The sequence below is a fragment of the Rhodococcus sp. JCM 9793 genome, assembly GCF_055380405.1.
Genome location: NZ_AP043721.1, coordinates 3,643,484 through 3,664,259, shown reverse-complemented (window position 1 = coordinate 3,664,259; position 20,776 = coordinate 3,643,484). Strand labels below are relative to the sequence as shown.

The 20,776-nt window shown below is 67.6% G+C and carries 16 protein-coding genes; 7 read left to right on the top strand and 9 right to left on the bottom strand.

The genetic code is table 11. The annotated features are described in order from the left end of the window. Positions 1-7: 7 nt before the first annotated feature. Genes ACZ46K_RS18930 through ACZ46K_RS18915 form a run of 4 tightly spaced genes read right to left on the bottom strand, consistent with a single transcriptional unit; the run spans position 8 to position 8,298 of the window. Positions 8-1,204: a DUF2399 domain-containing protein gene (locus ACZ46K_RS18930; RefSeq protein WP_464744120.1), complete on the bottom strand. Its 1,197-nt coding sequence runs from the start codon at positions 1,202-1,204 to the stop codon at positions 8-10. Positions 1,205-1,229: 25 nt separating this feature from the next. Then, positions 1,230-5,396 (bottom strand): TIGR02680 family protein, encoded by a 4,167-nt coding sequence (locus ACZ46K_RS18925; protein WP_464744118.1) that lies wholly within the window; start codon positions 5,394-5,396, stop codon positions 1,230-1,232. Then, positions 5,393-6,841, bottom strand: coding sequence for a TIGR02678 family protein (locus ACZ46K_RS18920; protein WP_464744116.1), 1,449 nt, complete (start codon positions 6,839-6,841; stop codon positions 5,393-5,395). The genes ACZ46K_RS18925 and ACZ46K_RS18920 overlap by 4 nt, the downstream gene beginning before the upstream one ends. Beyond that, complete coding sequence (locus tag ACZ46K_RS18915) at positions 6,838-8,298, bottom strand: TIGR02677 family protein (protein WP_464749395.1); 1,461 nt, start codon at positions 8,296-8,298, stop codon at positions 6,838-6,840. Before ACZ46K_RS18915 ends, ACZ46K_RS18920 begins: the two co-directional genes overlap by 4 nt. 178 nt (positions 8,299-8,476) lie before the next feature. On the opposite strand from ACZ46K_RS18915, the gene ACZ46K_RS18910 reads away from it, so the two are divergent. Further along, positions 8,477-8,932 (top strand): cupin domain-containing protein, encoded by a 456-nt coding sequence (locus ACZ46K_RS18910; RefSeq protein WP_464744114.1) that lies wholly within the window; start codon positions 8,477-8,479, stop codon positions 8,930-8,932. 43 nt (positions 8,933-8,975) lie between these two features. Then, on the top strand, positions 8,976-9,953 hold the full coding sequence (locus ACZ46K_RS18905; RefSeq protein ID WP_464744112.1) for an alpha/beta hydrolase fold domain-containing protein: 978 nt from the start codon (positions 8,976-8,978) through the stop codon (positions 9,951-9,953). Positions 9,954-9,962: 9 nt separating this feature from the next. Here ACZ46K_RS18905 and ACZ46K_RS18900 read toward each other — a convergent pair whose 3' ends face one another. Both ACZ46K_RS18900 and ACZ46K_RS18895 read right to left on the bottom strand, forming a co-directional pair. Then, positions 9,963-10,160 (bottom strand): hypothetical protein, encoded by a 198-nt coding sequence (locus ACZ46K_RS18900; protein ID WP_464744110.1) that lies wholly within the window; start codon positions 10,158-10,160, stop codon positions 9,963-9,965. 69 nt (positions 10,161-10,229) lie between these two features. Continuing rightward, positions 10,230-10,382, bottom strand: coding sequence for a CopG family transcriptional regulator (locus ACZ46K_RS18895; protein ID WP_464744108.1), 153 nt, complete (start codon positions 10,380-10,382; stop codon positions 10,230-10,232). 225 nt (positions 10,383-10,607) lie between these two features. Here ACZ46K_RS18895 and rph point away from each other — a divergent pair, with 225 nt between their 5' ends. After that, positions 10,608-13,223 carry a rifamycin-inactivating phosphotransferase gene (rph, locus tag ACZ46K_RS18890; RefSeq protein WP_464744106.1) on the top strand — a complete coding sequence of 872 codons (2,616 nt, stop codon included), beginning with the start codon at positions 10,608-10,610 and terminating at the stop codon, positions 13,221-13,223. A 58-nt stretch (positions 13,224-13,281) separates the two neighbouring features. Here rph and ACZ46K_RS18885 read toward each other — a convergent pair whose 3' ends face one another. Beyond that, positions 13,282-13,467, bottom strand: coding sequence for a type 1 glutamine amidotransferase family protein (locus ACZ46K_RS18885; protein WP_054806827.1), 186 nt, complete (start codon positions 13,465-13,467; stop codon positions 13,282-13,284). Positions 13,468-13,520: 53 nt separating this feature from the next. Continuing rightward, complete coding sequence (locus ACZ46K_RS18880) at positions 13,521-13,895, bottom strand: winged helix-turn-helix transcriptional regulator (RefSeq protein ID WP_464744104.1); 375 nt, start codon at positions 13,893-13,895, stop codon at positions 13,521-13,523. Between the two features lie 145 nt (positions 13,896-14,040). On the opposite strand from ACZ46K_RS18880, the gene ACZ46K_RS18875 reads away from it, so the two are divergent. The 4 genes from ACZ46K_RS18875 to ACZ46K_RS18860 all read left to right on the top strand — a co-directional run bounded on the left by ACZ46K_RS18875 (position 14,041) and on the right by ACZ46K_RS18860 (position 19,130). Continuing rightward, positions 14,041-14,889: an SDR family oxidoreductase gene (locus ACZ46K_RS18875; protein ID WP_464744103.1), complete on the top strand. Its 849-nt coding sequence runs from the start codon at positions 14,041-14,043 to the stop codon at positions 14,887-14,889. 41 nt (positions 14,890-14,930) lie between these two features. After that, positions 14,931-15,380, top strand: a complete 450-nt coding sequence (locus tag ACZ46K_RS18870) for an NUDIX hydrolase (protein ID WP_054806828.1) — start codon at positions 14,931-14,933, stop codon at positions 15,378-15,380. 91 nt (positions 15,381-15,471) lie between these two features. Continuing rightward, positions 15,472-17,967: an aminopeptidase N gene (pepN, locus tag ACZ46K_RS18865; RefSeq protein WP_464744101.1), complete on the top strand. Its 2,496-nt coding sequence runs from the start codon at positions 15,472-15,474 to the stop codon at positions 17,965-17,967. Between the two features lie 8 nt (positions 17,968-17,975). Further along, complete coding sequence (locus ACZ46K_RS18860) at positions 17,976-19,130, top strand: site-specific integrase (protein ID WP_464744099.1); 1,155 nt, start codon at positions 17,976-17,978, stop codon at positions 19,128-19,130. Positions 19,131-19,153: 23 nt separating this feature from the next. On the opposite strand, the gene ACZ46K_RS18855 is transcribed toward ACZ46K_RS18860, so the two are convergent. After that, positions 19,154-20,647, bottom strand: a complete 1,494-nt coding sequence (locus ACZ46K_RS18855; protein ID WP_464744097.1) for a glycosyltransferase family 39 protein — start codon at positions 20,645-20,647, stop codon at positions 19,154-19,156. Between the last annotated feature and the right edge of the window lie 129 nt (positions 20,648-20,776).

The following is a 20,776-nucleotide window of genomic DNA, read 5'->3' as shown; positions in this document are numbered from 1 at the left end:
ACCTCGACTATCGACGGAGATGCTCCAACAGTACCGGGATCAAGCGCTCCTCCATCACGGCCCTTCCCGACGTCTCCAGTGCTTGCGCGAGTTCGGGATCCCACGGCGACTCGGCTCGCGTATCGGTCGACTTCAACATCTCGGAGTCGCCTCGGTCGAGCGCCTCACGATACCTAGCCGCATCCATCAGCCAGGGCAGTGCGCCGAACTCGGTACATGCGCGACCGGTGGTGCGTAGTCCGGTCCAATCGAAATCACCGCGCCAATGCACGGCGCCGCGGGCTGTACGGAGCAACTGACGGACTGCCTCGGACGGCACTCCCTCTGTGCACAGCAACGGCCTGCACCGGGCTCCGAGCTCACGTTCGGCCGCCTCGACGACAGTCGGGTTCTCGCACACGTATACCTCGCCCGCAGCCAACGTCGCTGTCCATGCGCGCAACTGAGCGAGCGTCCACACCTGATGAACGCCGGCGTCCGCCGCCGCTCCGGAAATCGTGGCGGCCGCGGGATGTCCCTCGAGGCGCACGCCGAGTGTCAGCACGCGGCTGGCCAGCCCACTGTCGATCACCCCGAATTGCTCCCACACCGCGGCGCGCTCGGCACCGGTGGACGGTTCGTCGACACCCACCGCTGCCGCGAGGAGGCGTAGAACCCATCGACGCACCGGCGTGTCGGTCAGCGCCTTGGTGTCGCCGAGGACACGCTCGGAGAGCTCGACCGGCGATTCTCCCTCGGCGGGGAGGACGGCGAGTATGCGAACGGCATCGAACACCGTTCCCGACAGCAGATCGGGTGCCGTGACCCGCGCGGCGTCGATGAGCTCGAGCCACTGCCGATGCTCAGGCGCAGCGAGGACCGTGTGGACCTGTTCCCGCGCCCTGTCCACGGCGTCGTTCTTGGCAGACCTCTCGGCGGGTCGGTCGACGAGTGGTGACTCTGCGTCGAGCACTTCGAGCAGCGAGCGACCGCCGTTGAGGGGGCGTTGCAGCCAGGAGTCGAGGGATTGCACGTAGATGGGCACCTTGGTCGAGGTGCTGTCTACCTTGACTCTGCGCATCGCGAGAGCCAACCGATACAGATCGGGGGTTTCCGCGGTGACCGGCACCGTGATCTTCCCGGTCACCTGCAGTCCGTTGCTTACGACATGCCGACGGGCCCTGTCGAGCACCGCACGCAGTTCGTTGCTACCGGACCAGCTCATCAACTCTCCTAGAATCCCGCGCCGGTCAGGCGAACTCGAACGTGCCATCGACCGGCTCCACCACCCGCCGCGTACCCGGTGACCCCAACGCCGTCGCCAGATCCGACCCGTCATGCTCGGCCAGCAGTTCACCGCCGGACCACACCAGCAGCGTCGCCGCGACCGTGTGCTCGGCTACCGAATGCGACAGGTCGTAGTGCGCACACCCCGGCACTCCGCCGTAGGTGATCCACAGATCGAAACCGGTCATGAACAGGTCCAGATCGAATTGCACACACAGGCCCAGCAATTCGCTGCGCCCGGTGTCGTCGACACCGGCGAACGCCTCGTCGAGCGCCAGCAACCGCGGCGCGTGCGGATCGGCCGAATCGAGCATCACGTGCGCCGCGGCGAACAACGGCAGATGCAATGACACCGACTGCTCACCACCGGACAACGCAGAATGCCGCGCCGGCGTCAATCGGTCCTCACTGCCGTCCGCACCGATGAGACTGAACGAGAACACCCGCCACCGCCGGTAATCGAGCGTCGACGCGAGGATCTCCGGGTACGACCGCTCCGGGTGCGCCGCCCGCTCCGCGCGGATCCGCGACGCGAAATGCGCCCGGATCCCCGCCAGATCCTCCGGCGACAACGCCGACGCATCCCGATCGAGCAGCTTGCACACCGCCCGCGCCCGCTCGTCGAGATGATCGGCGAGCACCCAGTGCACCCCGATCGTGGTGCCCGACGACATGTGCCGCTGCCGCATCTCGGTACCCATGCGCCCGATCAGATCGCGGGCGTCGACGGTGCGTTCGTGGATCTGCTGCGACAACCCCGTCAACAGTGCGTCCTCGAGGATGCGACGCTCGGAGTCGGTGAGCAACGCCTCCTGCTCCTGCCGGGCCTGCGCGATGCGCGCCGCGAACCGCCCGACCGAGCTGTAGCCCTGCTCGTCCTGCACCTGCACCACCGTCACTCCGTCGGGAGCATCCCAGGTCAGGCGATAGTCGCGTCCCCGCGCGAGCTCGGCATCGAAATCCTGCAGCGCCGATGTCAATGCCGATCCCGTCGACTTGCGAGCCGATTCCCCCGCCGACACCGACTCCGTCGCCGCCTCCAGCGAGCGGAACAGCCCGGTCACCTCGACGGGCAGCACCTCGACGGCACCCTCGGTGTCCGCCGCGTGCCGGATCCGGTAGACCACCTGATCGGCATCGAGCCACGCTGCCTCACTCGCCGGCCACACGTGCTCGCTGTGCACTTCGAGCAACGTCATCAGGTCGCGGTGCGCGAACGGCGCCAGCTTGCGGGCATCGACGTGACATTCCACCAGCGCCGACCGCAACGTCTGCTCCGCCGCAGTGTGCGCCGCCTCGGCCTTGCCGATCTGCTCGAGCGCCGACTGGAACGCATTCCGGGCTGCGCGCTCGGCCGCCTTCGCCGACTCGATTCGAGCCCGAGCCTCCTCGAGTTGCGCATCGATGCGCTCGGCGCTCGCGCCGATCGACTCCCGCAACGTCTCGAGCAGCTGCTGCTGATGTGTCAGTGACTCCGCGGCCTCGAGAGACCGTTCGGCGGCCTCGTCCGCCGCGACCCGCGCTTCGTCGTGCCGGGACTGCGCCTCCCGCAGACGTTCGGCTGCGTTCGCCTGATCACGCAGCGCCCGCAGCAGCGCCTGACCCTGCGTCCGGAAATACCGAATCGCGGCGTCGAGGCTGTCCAGCTCGGCGGCGGTGATCGGGGTGCGGTGCCGCGCCGCGGCCGCACGCAATTGCTGTTCCTTGACCGAGGCATCGGCGATCGCCTGATCGAGATCCCGATCGGCCGCGGCCGCCGATTCCTGTGCGGTACGCAACGCACCCGCACACTCGGTGACCTTCCGTAGCGCCGCGAGCACCGTGCCGGCACGGGGGAGTGCCTTCACCGCACGGTCGAGGGCGGAGAGCCGATCGCCGAGCGAGTGCTCCTCCTCGCGCAGGGTCTGCACCTCGGCGCGAGAGCCGGCGATGGTCGCCTCGAGTTCGGCGATGCGTCGCTGCCGTCGCCGCGCCCGCGCCGTCGCCCCGATGAACTCCGCATGATCCTTCACATGCCGGCCGAGCTGCACACCCTGCCGGTATCCGCCGCGCACATCCACCGCGACACGGGTGCCCGGCTCCGGTTCGGTCGTCAACGCGATCGACGCCAGCACCTCCGCGACCCGCGACTCGGGCACCGACGTATCCGATTCGGGCACAAGAACATCGGACAAGGTCCGGCCGGCAGGGCGCTGCTCGGGCGGCAACGCCACCAGCACCTGCTCCGACACGAGCTCCGGCACCTCACCGGTGCCTCCGACGAGCCACCCGTCGAGCAGATTCGCCGCCTGCAACGCAGCCTCGACACCCGCAGCCTCGTCCGCGGACACATCGTCCCGGAAACGCACGAGCTGCCACAACGGTGCACCGTCCCAGCCGTCCCGCGACCCGCAGCGCGCGGGGAACGGTGGGGGAGCGTCGTCCCGCTCTGCCGCCACCGCGGCACGTTCCTGCTCGAGCTCACCGATCCGCACCCCGAGCGCGTCGATCTCCGAACCCATGGCTCGCCGCCGGAACCGGATCTCCTCGATGACGGGGCCGGTGTGCTCGGCCAGCGCCCCAGCCGGCGCCGTCGCGTCGTCCTCACCGACCGCACCGAACGCCGCATCGAGCGCCTCGAACACCGGCGTCGACAACCCGACGGCAGCAAAAGCGTTCGTGTGTTCGGCCCACCAGTGACGCAATTCGTTCGCTGCCTCGTTGCGCGCCAGTTCGACGACGGTCTCCGCGGCCTCCACTGCCGCCAGCGCCGTGTCGCGCTGACTGCGGCTGCGCGTCGCCGCCGACTCCGCTCGCGCGCGCGCCGCGGCCGCCCCCTCGACCTTCGACAATGCGCTGCGCACGGCCCGCACATCGGCGTCGCGCTCCTCGGCATTCGCCTCGATCGCCGCGACCAGCTGCTCGGTCCGGTCGATGTGCTCCACACCCGACCACGCGATCGACGCATCCTCGGCCCCGGCCCGCATTGCATCTTCGGTGCGTCGCCGAGTCGACGTCGCGGCCGTCAAGGTTTCCTCGGCCCGGGTCTGCTCGCTGATCCGGTCGGCCACCGTAGCCTGCGCCCGTGCCGCGTTGTCGGTCTGCGCGGAGGTGGTGCGTTCCAGATTCGCCACCACCGACGCGAGATCGTCGAGCTGCTGCTTACCCTCGTACGCGCTCGACCGCTGCAACGCATCGAGCGTGGTGCGGGCCTGTTCGTGCTCCCGCTCGGCCCCGGCGAGGCGCTCCTCCGACTCGGTGCGCGCGGCCGTGGAGACCCGCTGGGTGGTGGCGGCCTGCCGCAACGCGAGCACCGCGGCGTCGACGGCCTCGAGCCGCCCGGACACTTGCTCCACTGCCACCCGGGCCTGCTGCCGCACATATTTCGAATACACGGTGACGAACCGCTGCGCCGCATCATCGGCGGCCGCGAGAGACTCCAGCGTGCGGGCCACCTCCTCCATGTCGGAGAACGACCGAGCCGCCTCGACGACCAGCTCGTCGTCGAGTGGCCGCAACCCGTCGGTCAGGGCCTGCGACAGGCCCTTCGGATCGAGATTCTTCGCGAGCTGGGGGCGCCGCAGCGTCAGGATCAGATTGATCAACTGGTCGTACCGTTGCGCACCGAGACCGAACATCCGCGCATCGATCGCCGCCCGGTATTCGATCGGACGCTCGGTGATCGCCTCGGCACCGACCTGTTCGATCAGCTGCTTCTTCGTCAGCGGACGATCCTCGTCGTCCAGCAGAGAGAAGTCGACACCGACCCGGCCGTCCACCACGAAATGCCAGCGGGTGACCTTGTCGTTGCCCTTGGTCGCGCGCATCCCGATCCCGACGGTGACCGCTTCCGGATCGTCGCGCTGCCCGCGGCTGAACTCCATCCACACATATGAATGCGCGCTCTCCTGCCCCTGGTACAGCAGATTCGAGCGCATGGTGCGCTCCTCACCGGCGAACGGGTTGAGCCGACGCGGCTCGATGCGCCCGTCCAACACGAACGGGAACAACACCTCCAGAGCTTTCGTCTTCCCGGAGCCGTTCGGTCCGCGCAACACCAGACGACCATCCGCGAACGAGAACTCCTGATCGCGGTAATCCCACAGATTGATGATCCCGGCACGCGTCGGGCGGAAACGGGCGCTGCTCATGAGATCTCCGTGTCGATCGAGTCGGGAACAGTGGACGCTGAGTTACTGGAAGGACCGAGATCGCTGAACTCGGTTTCACCGGCCGGTGGACCGTCCGGCGGAGACGAATCGGCAAACAGATCGATCTCCGGATCGCGCTTGCGCACACTGACCGTCACACCGCGGAACCGCGCCAGCGCAGGCAACGCCAGAAGCCCGCCGGGCGCCCGCACCACCAACCGCATCTGCTCGAGCCGCTCCGACGCCGCTTGCGCAAGCCCCGCCGGATCCGCCTGCCACTGCGCGGCGAACGTCCGCCCATAGGTGTCGACGAGCCGCCCGATCGTGCCCGCAACCCAGGAATCCTCGATCAGCGGATGCGTTGCCACCGGACGCTCGGACGCGCCCTCGAATCGATCGACGAGCTCACCCGGCATCGCCGACGCCAACGGCGTGAACAACCCCGACCGCGGAATCGCACCATCGATCGCCGCCGCCAGCGCATCATGTCCGTCCGCGGGCAGCGGCATCCGCTCCGGAGGCGGAGCATCCGGATCCGACACCCGATCGCAGATCTCCCCGGCCAGCAGCAACGCCACCTGCGCGACCGTCCCCGTGTTCGGGAACCGCACATCCGACAACCGGCCCGACGTGTCGACCAGCGCCACCCCTTCGGCGCGCCGCTCACACACCAGACCTGTCAACAACTCCACCTCATCGGTGGTGCGCGGCAACGCCAACTGCAACGCCTCGTCGTCCGACAAATCCTCGGCGTAGACCACCGGCTTCTGCACCAGCGCGCGGCGCACCCGCCGCCGCACCTCACCCGTATCACTGTGCGGCACCGACGAACCGAGCAGTGCCCGCACCGACGTCAGATGCTGCAACGCTCGCGGGGGACGGAACACCGCGGCCACCACCGCACGATCGATGTCGTAGAGCGCTTCCCCATGCCCCGGATCGCTCGCCCAACCACCCGCATCACCATCGGCGAGCGTCAGCGCACCCCGCGTCGTCAACCACGCCACCGCATCGACGAACGCATCCCGGTCCGCGGCGCGCGCGGTGTCGAGATCGACGCCCTCCACCCGGCTCGCGTCCGACGCCACATGATCGGCCAACTCCGACAACGTGATCTGACCGCCACCGCGCCCCAACGCCGCGATCGCCAACGCCAGATACGCATACCGACGACGATCGAACGGCCGATCCGTCGCCGTACTCGTCCCCGCCCCCGGATCCAGCCGATCGGCGACCGTGAACAACCGTGCCGTGGTCTCCGTGACCTCGAGCCGATACCCGAACGTGGCGAGCAGATCCTCACGCAACTCCGTCGCCCACCGGCGCAGCGACGACAACGCCGACCGATCCGGGAACGTCGTCGTCACCAGATGATGCGTCAGGATCAATCGTGCCGCACGTTGATACGAATCGAGATCGACCGACGCAATCGAGCGCGCCTTCACTGCACCTCCACCGACAGATGATCCAAATACAGACTGCCCCGCGCGGTGCGCACCACCATCGACTCCTCACTCGGCCGCAACGTGAGTTTCACCCCGTTCTGCGTCCCGGAAGACCCCTCATCCGGTCGCACACGCCCACTGACCGGCACCCGCGCCGACAACGCCGCATCCAGCAGACTCAACAACACCTCGGCCTCCGGCTCCGAGAGTTCCCTCTGCCGCACCCCACCGGCCGCGAGCGATTTCGCGGCCTGCGAGCGGCGCCGTTGCGTCTCGAGTTGCTTTTCGCGCAGCCTGCGCACCCCGGCATCGTTGCGCTGGATCCGCCCGGGAGCACCCGCGGCGGGGCGGCGCCCGGTCTCGGCGAGCGTGCGGGAGATCTCCACCGGCGGCGCCTCCCACCACGACCGGGTGACGGGAATGACGTCCGCGTCGGGATGCGGTATCGAGAAGTGCCGGGGCCGGCCGAGGTCGAACACGGCCCCGAACAGGGCGTGCGCGGCGTCTTCGGTGGGCGCGTTCGCGAACCACCCGGCCAGGTGCCGCAGTTGCGATTCGCGGCTGACTCCGCCGCGCCGTTGCTCGGTCAGACGTCGCAGCAGCGACAGCACCGCCGAGATGGCATTGATCGTGGCGCCGCGCAGGCGTTCCGATTCACTCGGCGCCGACCCCACACCGACGAACCAGTGCTCGACGCCGCGCCAGCGCATCCGCCAGTCGGCCTCACGTTCCTCGAACGAGAGCAGCACCCGCTCGTCGTGCTGCGCTGCGAGCGCGGGCAAGGTGTCGGCGCCGGTGGCATGCACACGGTCGAGCGCCGCGGTGAGCTTCGGAGCGTAGCGGGCAAGATCGGAACTGAACTCGCGCATGTGGGTGAGCAGCGCGTCCTTCTGATCGAGGAACACCTCCGGAGTGATCTCGGTGGTGCGCACCAGTTCGCCGAGCACCAGGTAGAACCGGGCAGCCCGTTCGGCCATGTCCGACAGCGTGGCGTCGAGCCGGCGCAGTTTGCGGTAGACGAGTTCACCATCCCCGGCGGCGTTCGCGTCGGCGAGTTCGGTGAGATCAGCGAGCAGATCGGCCAGGGCCAACCGCGACAGGGACACATCCTCCCCGCGCGCCGAGAGCACATCCTCGACCGCGCGGAACGCCCGGTAGCCTGCCTGCCCGAACTGGTAGACGTAGTGGCGGTTGCGGTACTCGGCGAGGGTCGCGGCGCGGGTGCCGTCGTAGCTGCGTTCGAGCACACCCCACGCGTGGAGTTGCTCGAGCAACGCCGGAAGGTCGGATGCCTCGGGCACGTCGCCGGAACCGTCAGCGGCGATGCGGTTCAAAACGGTCTCGACGTCCCCGGCGTGCAGCAGCACCGTGTAGTTGCCGCGGGCGTGGTCGAACGCGCGCAGAACCCACAGGTAGTGAGTGCGTTTCTCGGCGGTCGCGAACGAGAACAACCGCAGCCGGTCGTCCCGCACCAGCGGGTCCTCGACCGCTCCGACGTGGGATCGACCTGTTTCGTTCACTGTGACAGGGTAGGCGGACCACGGCCTCGCGCCTGCATCACCCACGGTCCGTGTCGGCGACCGGCGCACGCGTTCGGCCCCTGTGCAGGTTGCGCGGGCGGTAACGTCGGAGGCCATGAGACGACCCATGCGTGGTGTGCTTGCGGCGATCGTGATCGCCGGGTCCGTTGCGGTGCCCGGGTGGGCCCATGCCACCCCCAGCGAGGGAATCTCGGGCGTGACGTGGGTGGACATCGAGGTTCCACCGAACCTTCTACCGTTCGTGCCCGACGGGGTGCACGCGGTGGCTCGGGAGATCACCATCGATCCGGGCGGAACGACAGGTTGGCACTACCACGACGGGCCCGTGCTCGGCATCGTCCGGGCGGGCACGCTCACCCATCCCGGAGCGGATTGCGTGCCGGTGATCTACGACGCGGGCGATGTGATCGACGAACCCGCGGGGGCCGACCACGTGCATGTCGGCCGCAATGTCGGGACGGTGCCGGTGATACTCGACGTCGTGTATCTCACGCCGATCGGGGCGCCGCTGTTCGAGGATGTGCCTGCGCCCGCGTGCGCCACGATCTGAACCGGCCGTCGACGGCGTCCGCGGCCTGCCCCATGGATCTAGAGTGGGCATCGACGCCGGGAAGGGATCCGATCGCGCCGCCCGGCTCCACCCTCGACTACAGGAGGACACGTTGCCGAGCGTGCCGAGCCGTCTACTGCCCACGGTCATCAAAGCGATGCGCCGAAACCGCAACTACCTCGACCCGGCCACCGCGCGCGACCATCTGAAGGACGTCTCGCTCCGACCGCGACCCTACGGGCCGCCTGCCCGTTTGCGCCGCGACGTGACAGTGACCATCGACCGGAGCGGGCAGTGGCCGATCTACACGATCGTCCCCGCCGCGAGAGAACCCCACGGCAACACCGTCTACGTCCACGGCGGCGGATGGGTCAACGAAATCGTCTCGCAGCACTGGCATCTCGCGGCGCAGATCGCCTCGGAGGCACAGACGACCGTCACGGTGCCGATCTACCCACTGGTGCCGTTCGGTACCGCAGGGCAGGTCGTCCCGGCGATCGCCGAACTCGTCCGGGCCAACCACGACAGGTACGGCACAGTATGCCTGGCCGGTGACTCCGCCGGCGGGCAGATCGCGCTCTCGGCCGCAATCGCCCTGCGCGACGAGCACGCGCTGACACTGCCACGCACGGTGCTCATCTCGGCGGCGCTCGACCTGTCTCTGTCCAACCCGGAGATCGACCTCGTCCAACCCACCGATCCGTGGCTCGCCCGCGAGGGCACCCGCGTGTTCATCGACCACTGGCGCCGCGACCTCGCCCTCGACCACCCGTGGGTCAGCCCCCTCGCCGCCGACCTGCACGGCCTCGGACCGCTCACCGTGTTCATCGGCACCCGCGACATCATCTACCCCGACACGCGCCTGGTCGTCGAGAAGGCGACGACCGCAGGCGTCGACGTCGACTATCACCCCGGCGACGGGCTTCTGCACGTCTACCCGCTCACCCCCACCCCCGAGGGGAGAGCCGCCCGCAGCATCATCGTCGACCAACTTCGGGCACGACGACCCGCGCAGCGGTGATCTCATTGTTCAGATCGGCCGGGCCCGGCCGGCCAGGGTGGTCGCGATGAACTCGATGTCGACCGCGCCGGTCGATGCTGTGATCACCAAGTCGTACGCAGGATCTTCTGGTGCGGCGAGCCGATGGTCGTTCATGTCGTAGAAGACGTACGTGGCCACCCAGCACAAACGCTTGTTGCCGTCGATGAATGCATGATTGCGAACCAATGATTGGAGCTTACAGCCCGTCCAGTTCCTGGCAGAGGGCGAGTAGATCTTCGACGGTGAGGTATCGCGTCACTGGGCGAGACGGTCGAGCAACGACCCGTACCGCGCGATTGCCTCGCGCGCGGACTGCCGCACCTCGTGGCCCTTCTCGAGGCGCGCTGCCTTCTCCGTGACTGCTCGAATAACGGCTTCCTGCTTGCTGATCCCCTCGGCGTTCGCCAAAGCGGTTGGTGCCGGAAGTGACGGTTGGTGTATCGAAATGTCGGACGCATACCGTCAGATCGGGCAGCTACGGCGCTCAGTGATGAGGACTGTCCGGATCGAGCCGACCGCCCGTGACTTCCATGTCCCCCTTTCACGTTATACACGATCGGTGCCGCTCATGAGACCCCGAAAATTGGTCCATACTCGCCACTCACATGCCGACCCACAGGTGAGGAGCAGCGAATGGGTTACGTCCTGGGCTTCGACGAGATCGACCGCACAGATATCGCACGGGTCGGAGGTAAAGGCGCAAACCTCGGCGAACTGTCGCGTATCGCCGGCACACAGGTGCCGGAGGGCTTCTGCGTGACGACGGAGGCCTTCCGTCGGGTCCTCGCCGACGCCCCCCGGATCGACGCGCTGATCGACCGGCTCGCAGGACTGGACGACAACGACTGCGAGCAGATCAGCAGCGCGAGCGCCGAGATCCGACGCGCGATCGAAGAGTGCACGGTCCCCGACGAGGTGGCGGCGGCGATCGTCGGCGCACACGCCGGCCTCGGCGGTCGCGGCGCGTACGCAGTCCGCTCGAGCGCAACCGCAGAGGACCTCCCGAACGCCTCCTTCGCCGGTCAGCAGGACACCTACCTCAACGTCCTCGGAGCAGACGAGATCCTCCGGCACGTCAGCCGGTGTTGGGCGTCGTTGTTCACCGACCGTGCTGTCACCTACCGGCTGCGGAACGGATTCGACAACCGCACGATCCGCATAGCGGTCATCGTGCAGCGCATGGCGTTTCCGCAGGTCTCCGGGATCCTGTTCACTGCCGACCCCGTCACCGCAAATCGCACTGTGGTCTCCATCGACGCCGGATTCGGATTCGGCGAAGCGCTCGTATCGGGCCTGGTCAACGCGGACATCTACAAGGTGCGCGACAGTGACGTCGTAGACAGGGTGGTGGCAAGAAAGGAACTCGTCGTCGAGGCGGAACCGACAGGGGGAACGAGAATCCGAACCCTCGGACCGCAGCAGCAGACCCTGCCTGCGCTGACCGATGAGCAGGCAGTGCGTCTCGCGCAGCTCGGCCGCGCCATCGAAGCCCACTTCGGAAGTCCCCAGGACATCGAATGGTGTCTCGTCGACGACGAGTTCCGGATCGTCCAGAGCCGGCCCATCACCACAGTGTTCCCGATCCCCGAAGCCGCCGACGACGCCAACCGCGTGTACGTGTCGGTCGGTCATCAGCAGATGATGACCGACGCCATGAAACCGCTGGGGTTGTCCGTATGGCAGATGACGAGCACGGCACCCATGCGTGACGCAGGAGGCCGGCTGTTCGTCGACGTCACCGAGAGATTGGCATCGCCCACGGCGAGCGCAGGCCTGGTGGCGGCGCTCGGCAGCTCCGAACCGCTCATCGGCGACGCACTACGCACCATCGTCGAACGCGGCTTCGTTCGGACCCTCCCGGATGCACACTCCGACCGAACACCTGCTGCCGGTGCCCCGCCCGCCCCCATCGCGACCGACGATGCACTCGTCACCGAACTGATCGCAGACAGCGAGGCCTCCACCGCAGAGTTGGCCCGCGAGATCCAAACCCGAACAGGGCTTGCGCTCCTCGACTTCGTCGATGCAGACATCCACGAACTACGCCGGATCCTGTTCGCACCGAAAAGTTATCAGGCGATCATGGCTTCGTTGGATGGCGCAACCTGGCTCCGCGACCACCTCGACGAGTGGTTGGGGGAGAAGAACGCCATCGACGCCCTGACGCAATCCGTTCCCCACAACATCACCTCTGAGATGGGTCTCAAGCTGCTCGACGTCGCCGACGTGATCAGACCTCATCCCGAGGTCGTCGCATTCCTCCACCGTGTCGAGGACACCGGGATCGACGATGCGCACTTCCTCGAGGCGCTGGCCACGGTGCCCGGCGGAGGAGAAGCCCGCGACGCCATCGCCTCGTACCTCGACAAGTACGGGATGCGCTGTGTCGGCGAGATCGACATCACCAGGCCTCGATGGCGCGAACACCCCACCGCGCTCGTCCCGACCCTCCTCAGCAACATCGCGAACTTCGAACCGGGCGCCGCCCGCCGACGTTTCGATGACGGCCTGCGCGCGGCGCAGCAAAAGGAAGACGAGGTACTCGAGCGGCTTCGCGCTCTGCCGGACGGGGTCCGTAAGGCGGGCGAGATCAAAGCGATGATCGACCGCGTCCGCACCTTCGCGGGGTATCGCGAATATCCGAAGTACGGAATGGTCTCCCGCTACTTCGTCTACAAACAGGCACTCCTCGGCGAAGCCGAACGCCTCGTCCGGGCAGGGGTGCTTCGACGAGCAGACGACATCTTCTACCTGCGGTTCGACGAACTCCGCGAGGTCGTGCGCACGCAACATGTCTCCGCCGAACTCCTCCGCGCACGCGAGGAGGAGTTCCGATCGTTCCAAGCGCTCACACCACCTCGCGTGCTCACCTCGGACGGCGAGATCGTCACCGGCGTGTATCGCCGAGAAGACCTTCCGACCGGCGCGCTACCCGGCCTGGCAGTATCCACGGGGATCGTCGAAGGCCGCGCCCGCGTGGTCGCCGACATCGCGCAGGCCGACCTGGAAACGGGCGACATCCTGGTGACCGCCTACACCGATCCGAGCTGGACGCCGCTGTTCGTCGCGATCGCCGGCCTGGTCACAGAGGTGGGCGGACTGATGACCCACGGTGCGGTGATTGCGAGGGAGTACGGTCTGCCTGCCGTCGTCGCGGTACCGGATGCCACCCGGGTGATCCGAGACGGGCAACGAATCCGGGTGAACGGAACGGACGGGTACGTCGAGATCCTGTCGGACGAGACATGACACGTATGAGATGGCATGACACGGCAAGGGCGCAGATGCTCGTGTCCGGCAGGGAGGTTCAGTCGACGGTGTGAACCTTCTGCCAGTCGTAGTCCATCTGTCGTGATTGGGCGGACACGAGGACGGCTCCGGCGACGTCGGCGGGGCTCAGGCGTGAGGCGACGGAGAACACCTCGAACGGGCCGAACGCATCGAGAACCTCGACGTCGTCGAACAGGAGGATGCCGTAACGGATCGATGCCACCCCCAGACCATAACGGCGTGGGGGAGATTCGCGGTCGGCCGAGGTGTGAACGCTCAGTGGGTGCGATCGTGCTCGATCTGCGCCGCGATGATCTCGGGCACGCTGTCCTCCACGAGGAACAGGAGTGTGAGCAGCGGAGTCACGATCCGGTGTCCCAGTTCGGTGAGCGAGTACTCGACATGCGGGGGGATGGTCGTGAGGACCTCTCGATGCACGAGGCCGTCGCGCTCGAGGGTCTGCAGGGTCTGAGAGAGCATCCGTTCGCTGATGCCGTCGACATGGCGGCGCAGTTCGGAGAAGCGATGGGTCTTTTCGGACAGTGCTGCGAGCACCAGGGCACCCCAGCGTCCGGTGATGTTCTGAAGCACGGGCCGGGACGCACAGTTGCGCGCGAAGACATTGGCTTCGGGAAGGTCGGCGGTGCTCATGGCTGTCCATTTTACCTCGCGAACCGTGAAGAAGCGCTGAGGAAAATATTGCACTATCAAAAAGTAAGCGTATAACTGGTGGGGAAGTTGAAGCTCGAGAGTTCGCGCGCCTCGGCAAGCGGGCCCAACACCAGGAGACACACACATGACCATCGCCGTCACCGGAGCTACCGGACACCTCGGTCGTCTGACCATTGCCGCACTGCAGGAACGCGGTGTCGACCCCGGCACCATCGTCGCGGTCGTCCGTGACACCGCCAAGGCCGCTGACCTCGCCGCCGCCGGTGTCCAGGTTCGCGCCGCCGACTACGCCGATCCCGATGCACTCCGCGAGGCCCTCGCCGGTGTCGACAAGCTGCTCCTCATCTCCGGTAGCGAGGTCGGCCAGCGCCTGCAGCAGCACACCAACATCATCGAGGCAGCCAAGGCCGCCGGAGTCGGATCCATCGCCTACACCTCCGTCCTCGCCGCCGACACCACCCCGTTGGCGCTCGCCGCCGAGCACAAGGCCACCGAAGAACTGCTCGCTGAGTCCGGAATCGCCCACACGCTGCTGCGCAACGGCTGGTACTGGGAGAATTACGAGTCGGCCGTCGACACCGCCAAGGCCACCGGCGCACTGTTCGGAGCGGCCGGCACCGGGCGCGTCGCCGGAGCCGCACGCAAGGACTTCGCCGATGCAGCTGCCGTCGTCCTGACCACCGACGGCCACGACGGCGCCACCTACGAACTCGGCGGCGACCAGCACCTCACCTACGCCGACATCGCCGACGTCCTCTCCCGCATCGTCGGCACCGAGGTCACCTACAAGGACCTGCCGCAGGCGGAATACGCCACCATGCTCGAGGGTGCAGGAGTACCGGCGCCGTTCGCTCGGATCCTCGCCGACTCCGATGCAGGAATCGCTGCAGGCGTACTCGATACCGATCGCGACGATCTGCGCCGACTCACCGGCCACCCTTCCACCCCGCCGGCCGACGTCCTCGGCGCCTGACACACAGCGCATCTGGACGAGCACACCTGAATACTGGGTCGATGTCCACACCCCGGAGACGCGTCGCCGCCTATGTGATCCGCCACCGCATCGGCCCCGAACTGCTCGTGTTCGACCACGTCGGTATTCCCGACGCGGGCACTCAGATCCCGGCCGGGGGCCTCGAACCGGGGGAGGACCCACACGAAGCCGCGCTCCGTGAGGTCACCGAAGAAACCGGACTCGACACCTGCTCTGTGGTCGGTGCGGTCGGCATCGATCACCGACCGCACCCGATCACCGGGCAACCACGCCACACGTACGTCCTCCACCTCCGCGTACCCGCGGACACCGCAGACGCCTGGCTTCACACCGTCCGTGGTGACGGAACCGACACCGGACTGCAGTTCGCATGCCGATTCGTGCCACTACCGCTGCGCGAACCACTCGCCGACCATCAGGATCGGCTTCTCGGCCACATCGATCCCGGGTGGGCCACGCCCGCGCGCTGACACACGATCCGATCCCCCGGAATTCGCACCGACACACGCACGCCCACCGGAGCGGACCAGAAACCGTCGCAGCAATGGCAGGATCGAAGCCGTGAGTTCCGCGAACCTGTCCCGAGCCGAAACTACCGCGCGCGCCCGCGCTCTCGACGTGCACTCCTACCACGTCGAACTCGACCTACGAGGCGCCGTAGACCAGGACCGCACCGGCTTCCCCACCGTGACCACCATCGAGTTCACCGCCTCCACACCGGAGACCTGGCTCGATTTCCTCGGCGACTCGGTCGAATCCGTGACCGTCAACGGCGACCTGACCCCCGTCATCTACGACGGCGCACGGATCGCAATCCGCGGACTCCGCGAAATCAACGTCGTCACCATCGTCGCCACCGGTCGCTACAGCAGATCAGGGGAGGGCCTGCATCGCTTCCTCGACCCTGTCGACGGCGAAACCTATCTCTACACCCAGTACGAACCGGCCGACGCCCGCCGCGTGTTCGCCTGCTTCGAACAACCCGACCTCAAAGGCGCCTACACGTTCGTCGTCACCGCACCAGCGCATTGGCAGGTGATCTCCAACCAAGCTGTCGATCACCGCCGGCGCGGCGGCGACAACCAGACCGTGACGTTCGCCCCGACCCTGCCGATCTCCACCTACATCACCGCCATCGTCGCCGGGCCCTACCATCGCGTCGACTCATCGTGGAGCAGGGGAGAGCTCACCGTGCCGCTGCGGGTGCTGTGCCGTGCCTCGCTCGCCGAACACCTCGACGCCGACGAGATCCTCCAGGTCACCACGGAGGGCCTCGACTTCTACGCCGAACACTTCGACTATCCGTACCCGTTCGGCAAATACGATCAGGTCTTCGTCCCCGAATACAACCTCGGCGCGATGGAGAATCCCGGCTGCGTCACCTTCACCGAGGCATACGTCTTCCGCGGCGCCGCCACCGAAGCCCAATACCAGGGCCGCGCCAACACGATCCTGCACGAGATGGCGCACATGTGGTTCGGCGACCTCGTCACCATGAAATGGTGGGACGACCTGTGGCTCAAGGAATCCTTCGCCGACTACATGGGGTCGCTCGTCAGTGCCGAAGCCACGCAATACACCGACGCCTGGGTCGCGTTCGCCAACCGCCGCAAAGCCTGGGCGTACCTGCAGGACCAACTTCCCACCACCCACCCGATCGTCGCCGACATCGTCGATCTCGAAGCCGCCAAACTCAACTTCGACGGCATCACCTACGCCAAGGGCGCCAGCGTCCTCAAACAACTCGTCGCCTACGTCGGCCGCGATGCCTTCTTCGAAGGATCCCGCCGCTACTTCCAGGCCCACGCCTACGGCAACACCACCCTCGACGACCTGCTCACCGAACTGTCCGCCACCTCCGGCCGCGACCTCACCGGCTGGGCGCGCGCGTGGCTGCAGACCTCCGGTGTCTCCACCTTGATCCTCGAACCCACCGGGCACGGCCGCTACGACATCGTGCAGACCGACCCGCGACCCCACCGTCTCGCCGTCGGTTGCTACGACCACGACCCCACCGGCGACCTCGTCCGCACCTACCACGTCGAGATCGACATCGCCGACGCCCACACCGGCATCGAACTACCCGATGCGCCCCTGATCCTGCTCAACGACAACGACCTCACCTACGCCAAGATCCGCCTCGACGAACGCTCGCTGACCACCGTCGAATCCTCACTCGACCGCGTCCGTGACCCCCTCGCACGCGGCCTGATCTGGTCGGCACTGTGGAACGCCACCCGCGACGGCGAACTCGCCGCCACCCGCTACATCGCAATGGCGAGGCGCTTCTCGACCAACGAATCGAACCTCGCGCTGCTCACCGCGGTACTCGGCAACGCACCCGCCGCCATCGAGCACTACCTTCCCGCAGCGGCCCGCCCCAACGCGCGCGCGATGTGGCTCGACGCAGTGTGGCACGGACTCGACAGCGCCGAACCCGGAAGCGGCGCCCAACTGGCCTTCGCCCGCGCCGTCGGCGCCGCCGCGGCCATGGACGCCCATCGCGCCACCGACCTTCGCGCACTCCTCGACGGCACCGCACCTGCACCATCCGGACTCGCACTCGACGCAGACCTGCGCTGGACCTGGTGGACGGCACTGACCGCGACCGGATACGCCGACAAACCCGACCTCGACGACGAACTGCACCGCGACGACACCGCCACCGGCCGCACCGCACACCTGCGCGCCATGACCGCCCGCCCGCGCGCCGAGGTCAAAGCCCACGCATGGGCGACCATCTGCGCCGATCACACCCTCACCAACGACCACCTCGATGCCACCATCGGCGGATTCCGCGCCGGTGCGCGCCGTGACCTGACAACCCCGTACGACAGCGACTACTTCGCCGTCCTGCGCGACACCTGGTCCGACCGCAGCATCGAGATCGCCCGCCGCATCGTCCTCGGACTGTTCCCCCCGACCGACACCCTCGACCAGGTCGACGCGTGGCTCGCGGCGAACACGGACGCCCCTGGTGCACTGCGGCGCCTCGTCGTCGAACAACGCGATCACCTCGCCCGTGACCTGCGCGTCCAACATGTCAACGAGGCCTGACCGATCCCATGAGCACCGAACACGTTCCCGACATCGTCACCTCAGCCGGCCTCGTCCCTCACGGTCCGCAGCCCCCCGACACCATCACCGACGCCATGCGCAGGTTGCGGGAGAAAGCCGCCTCCGACAACACCCGCGCGGCGCAACTGAACGACTGGGACACCTATACCCGCTGGTGTCAGAGCACCGGGCACGGCCCACTCCCCGCGACACCCGACCAGATCTCCTGGTTCGTCACCGAGAAGTCGGTCGAGGTCCGCGCCGACGGCCGCTACGCGTATGCACCATCGACGCTGTCCCGCTGGGTCTCGACGATCAACAAGATGCACTCCCTGGCCGGATACCCGAAACCCGGGCACCACGAGTCGGTCCGCGAACTCCTCCGCGGAATCCGCCGCGACCGCGCCACTCCGCCCGCCCGCCGCACCCCGCTGCTCACCGACGACATCCGCACGATCCTCACCCACATGCGCGCCGACGCCGCGACCGCCGGCTGGGCCGACCGCGCCGCCGAGCGCCGCGACGCCGCCCTGCTGCTCATGGGACTCGCCGGGGCGCTGCGCCGCTCCGAACTGACCGCCCTGACCGTCGCCGACGTCGTTCCTCACCGTGCCGACGGCCTCTACGTCACGGTGCGCCAGTCCAAGACCGACCGCGATGCGCGCGGCCGCACCGTCACCCTCCCGCACGGACACGACCCGCACACCTGCCCGGTGTGCGCGTATCGGCGCTGGCGTGAGGTCCTCGACACCTGGGACGCCGGAGGCAGACCTGCCGTAGCGGACCTGCTCGACGACGAAGACGAAGGGCCGATGCAACACTGCTGCAGGGGACTCGGCCCCGGAGTGAAGGGTGGAGCGAACCGCGCACTGTTCCGGCCGGTGCACCGCACCGGGTCGCTCGGCGCGGGAGCACTGTCCGGGCAATCCGTGCACTCGATGATCCAACGCCGCGCCCGCCGCGCCGGATTCAGCGACGAACTCGTCGCGACCCTCGGCGGGCACAGCCTGCGCGCCGGTTTCGTCACCCAGGCCGTCCGCGGCGGCGCCACCACCCAGACGATCATGACCCAGACCGGGCACGCCGACGAACGCATGGTCGCGCTCTACAGCCGCCAGCACGCGGGCCTCGTCGCGAACGCCGTCACCCGCCTCGGACTTTGAGGCGGCGCCACCGAACCCGGAGATCAGCCCACCCGCAAAGTCTGTACCTGCGGCCAGATCTCGTGCCACGGCACGGTGCGGCCCGACAACAACCACACGGCGGTGTCGATCTCGTCGCTCACCGGTCCGCGTAGCTGCGTGACCTCGGTGAAGAAGGGAGCGAGCGTCGACGGGTCGGTCCCGGCGAACAGCACATCGATCCGTGACTCGTCGGGTAGCGGGAAGTATCCGTACGCACGATTCGGGCTGTAGGCCGGCGGCAGATCGACTGTCGTCGAATATCCGTCGAGGTAGGCGGCCACGATATACGACTCGCCGATCACCGCCGTGCGATCCCGTTCGTCCGGCGACAAGTCCTGATAGGCCTCGGAGGTGCGCTGCGCGATCTGTTCACCTCCATCGTCGTTGGAGAATCCGACCGATGCCACCAGCATTACCCCGGCAACCAGCGCACCGATCGCGAACGCCGGCCACACCGTCCAGGTCCACCGGTGCAGACCCCGTTCACGTCGCCGCTGCAATCCCACCGCACAGACCGCGATCAGCGCTCCATGGAACCCGGCCAGATAGTACGGCCGCCCCGCAGTGACAGTGAAGACGATCAACAAGGCCAGGAAGGTCACCGCGAGAAACCGGTAGCGCCGGAATTGCGGATCGCGGAGCAGCCACCACAACCCGGCCAGAACCAGCACCGTGCCCACCACCCCGGCCCACAGCAGCATCTGGACCGTCACCGAGACCCGCCCGCCATACAGCGTCTCGGCTTCCTCGGCAACGATCTCCGACATCAACAGTTGCGGCCACCCGTGAGCGGCCTGCCAGATCAATGTCGGCGCCGCGAGTACCGCCCCGATACCCACACCGGCCCAGAACATCGGTCGACGCAACACTTCACGCGGCCCGCACACCAGCACGGCAAGCACCAGCGCCGCGCACAACAACATGACCTGGAACTTCGTCTCCGCGGCGATCCCCGCCACGACGCCGAGGGCCAGGAGCAACCGGTCGTCGCGGACTCGCACCCACTGCACAAGCAACCACAACAGAAGCAGCCACTGCACCGGCTCGAGGGTGTACGGCGTGAGCCAATGCCCGAACAACGCCGCCGAAATCGACGTTGCCTGTGCCGCAGCCGTAATGCCCTGTGCTCGCAGATCTCCGCCGAGTTCGCGTGCGATCAGTGCCGCCACGACCACCGCCGCGACCGTCGCCACGATGGGCACAAGTCTCAGAATCAGGATCGAACCCGGCGCAACGACATCCGACACCCACGCCGGCAACGGCGCGACCGGCGGCTGATCGGCAGATCCCCAGTCCAGGTGATCGCGGCCGATCGCGAGCATGTACACCTCGTCGAACCAGTAGCCGTCACTTCCCGCGACAGCTGCCGCCAGATGCGCGACCGCGACAACCGCCGCGATCGGCCACACGACGCGACCTGCGAACTGATGGGCCTTTCCATTATGGAGGGGCGTAGCGGCGGCCATCTCCTGTTGTGATGTTCGGGCCCACGCCATGGGCACTCAACTCCCGAAACCGGTCGATCCGTGCGATTCGTCTGCGGCCGCACCGCCCCGCGCGGCCGACCTACCACGGTCGCCCACCATCGAATTCGAATTCGAGATCGACGCGTGAGACGCCTGCGA

Bases quoted from the DNA above. Each gene is read 5' to 3' on its own strand.
- rph (WP_464744106.1), top strand. From the start codon at position 10,608: ATGGGTTACGTCCTGGGCTTCGACGAGATCGACCGCACAGATATCGCA.
- ACZ46K_RS18880 (WP_464744104.1), bottom strand. From the start codon at position 13,895: ATGAGCACCGCCGACCTTCCCGAAGCCAATGTCTTCGCGCGCAACTGT.
- ACZ46K_RS18910 (WP_464744114.1), top strand. From the start codon at position 8,477: ATGAGACGACCCATGCGTGGTGTGCTTGCGGCGATCGTGATCGCCGGG.
- ACZ46K_RS18875 (WP_464744103.1), top strand. From the start codon at position 14,041: ATGACCATCGCCGTCACCGGAGCTACCGGACACCTCGGTCGTCTGACC.
- ACZ46K_RS18870 (WP_054806828.1), top strand. From the start codon at position 14,931: ATGTCCACACCCCGGAGACGCGTCGCCGCCTATGTGATCCGCCACCGC.
- ACZ46K_RS18930 (WP_464744120.1), bottom strand. From the start codon at position 1,204: ATGAGCTGGTCCGGTAGCAACGAACTGCGTGCGGTGCTCGACAGGGCC.
- ACZ46K_RS18855 (WP_464744097.1), bottom strand. From the start codon at position 20,647: ATGGCGTGGGCCCGAACATCACAACAGGAGATGGCCGCCGCTACGCCC.
- ACZ46K_RS18925 (WP_464744118.1), bottom strand. From the start codon at position 5,396: ATGAGCAGCGCCCGTTTCCGCCCGACGCGTGCCGGGATCATCAATCTG.
- ACZ46K_RS18860 (WP_464744099.1), top strand. From the start codon at position 17,976: ATGAGCACCGAACACGTTCCCGACATCGTCACCTCAGCCGGCCTCGTC.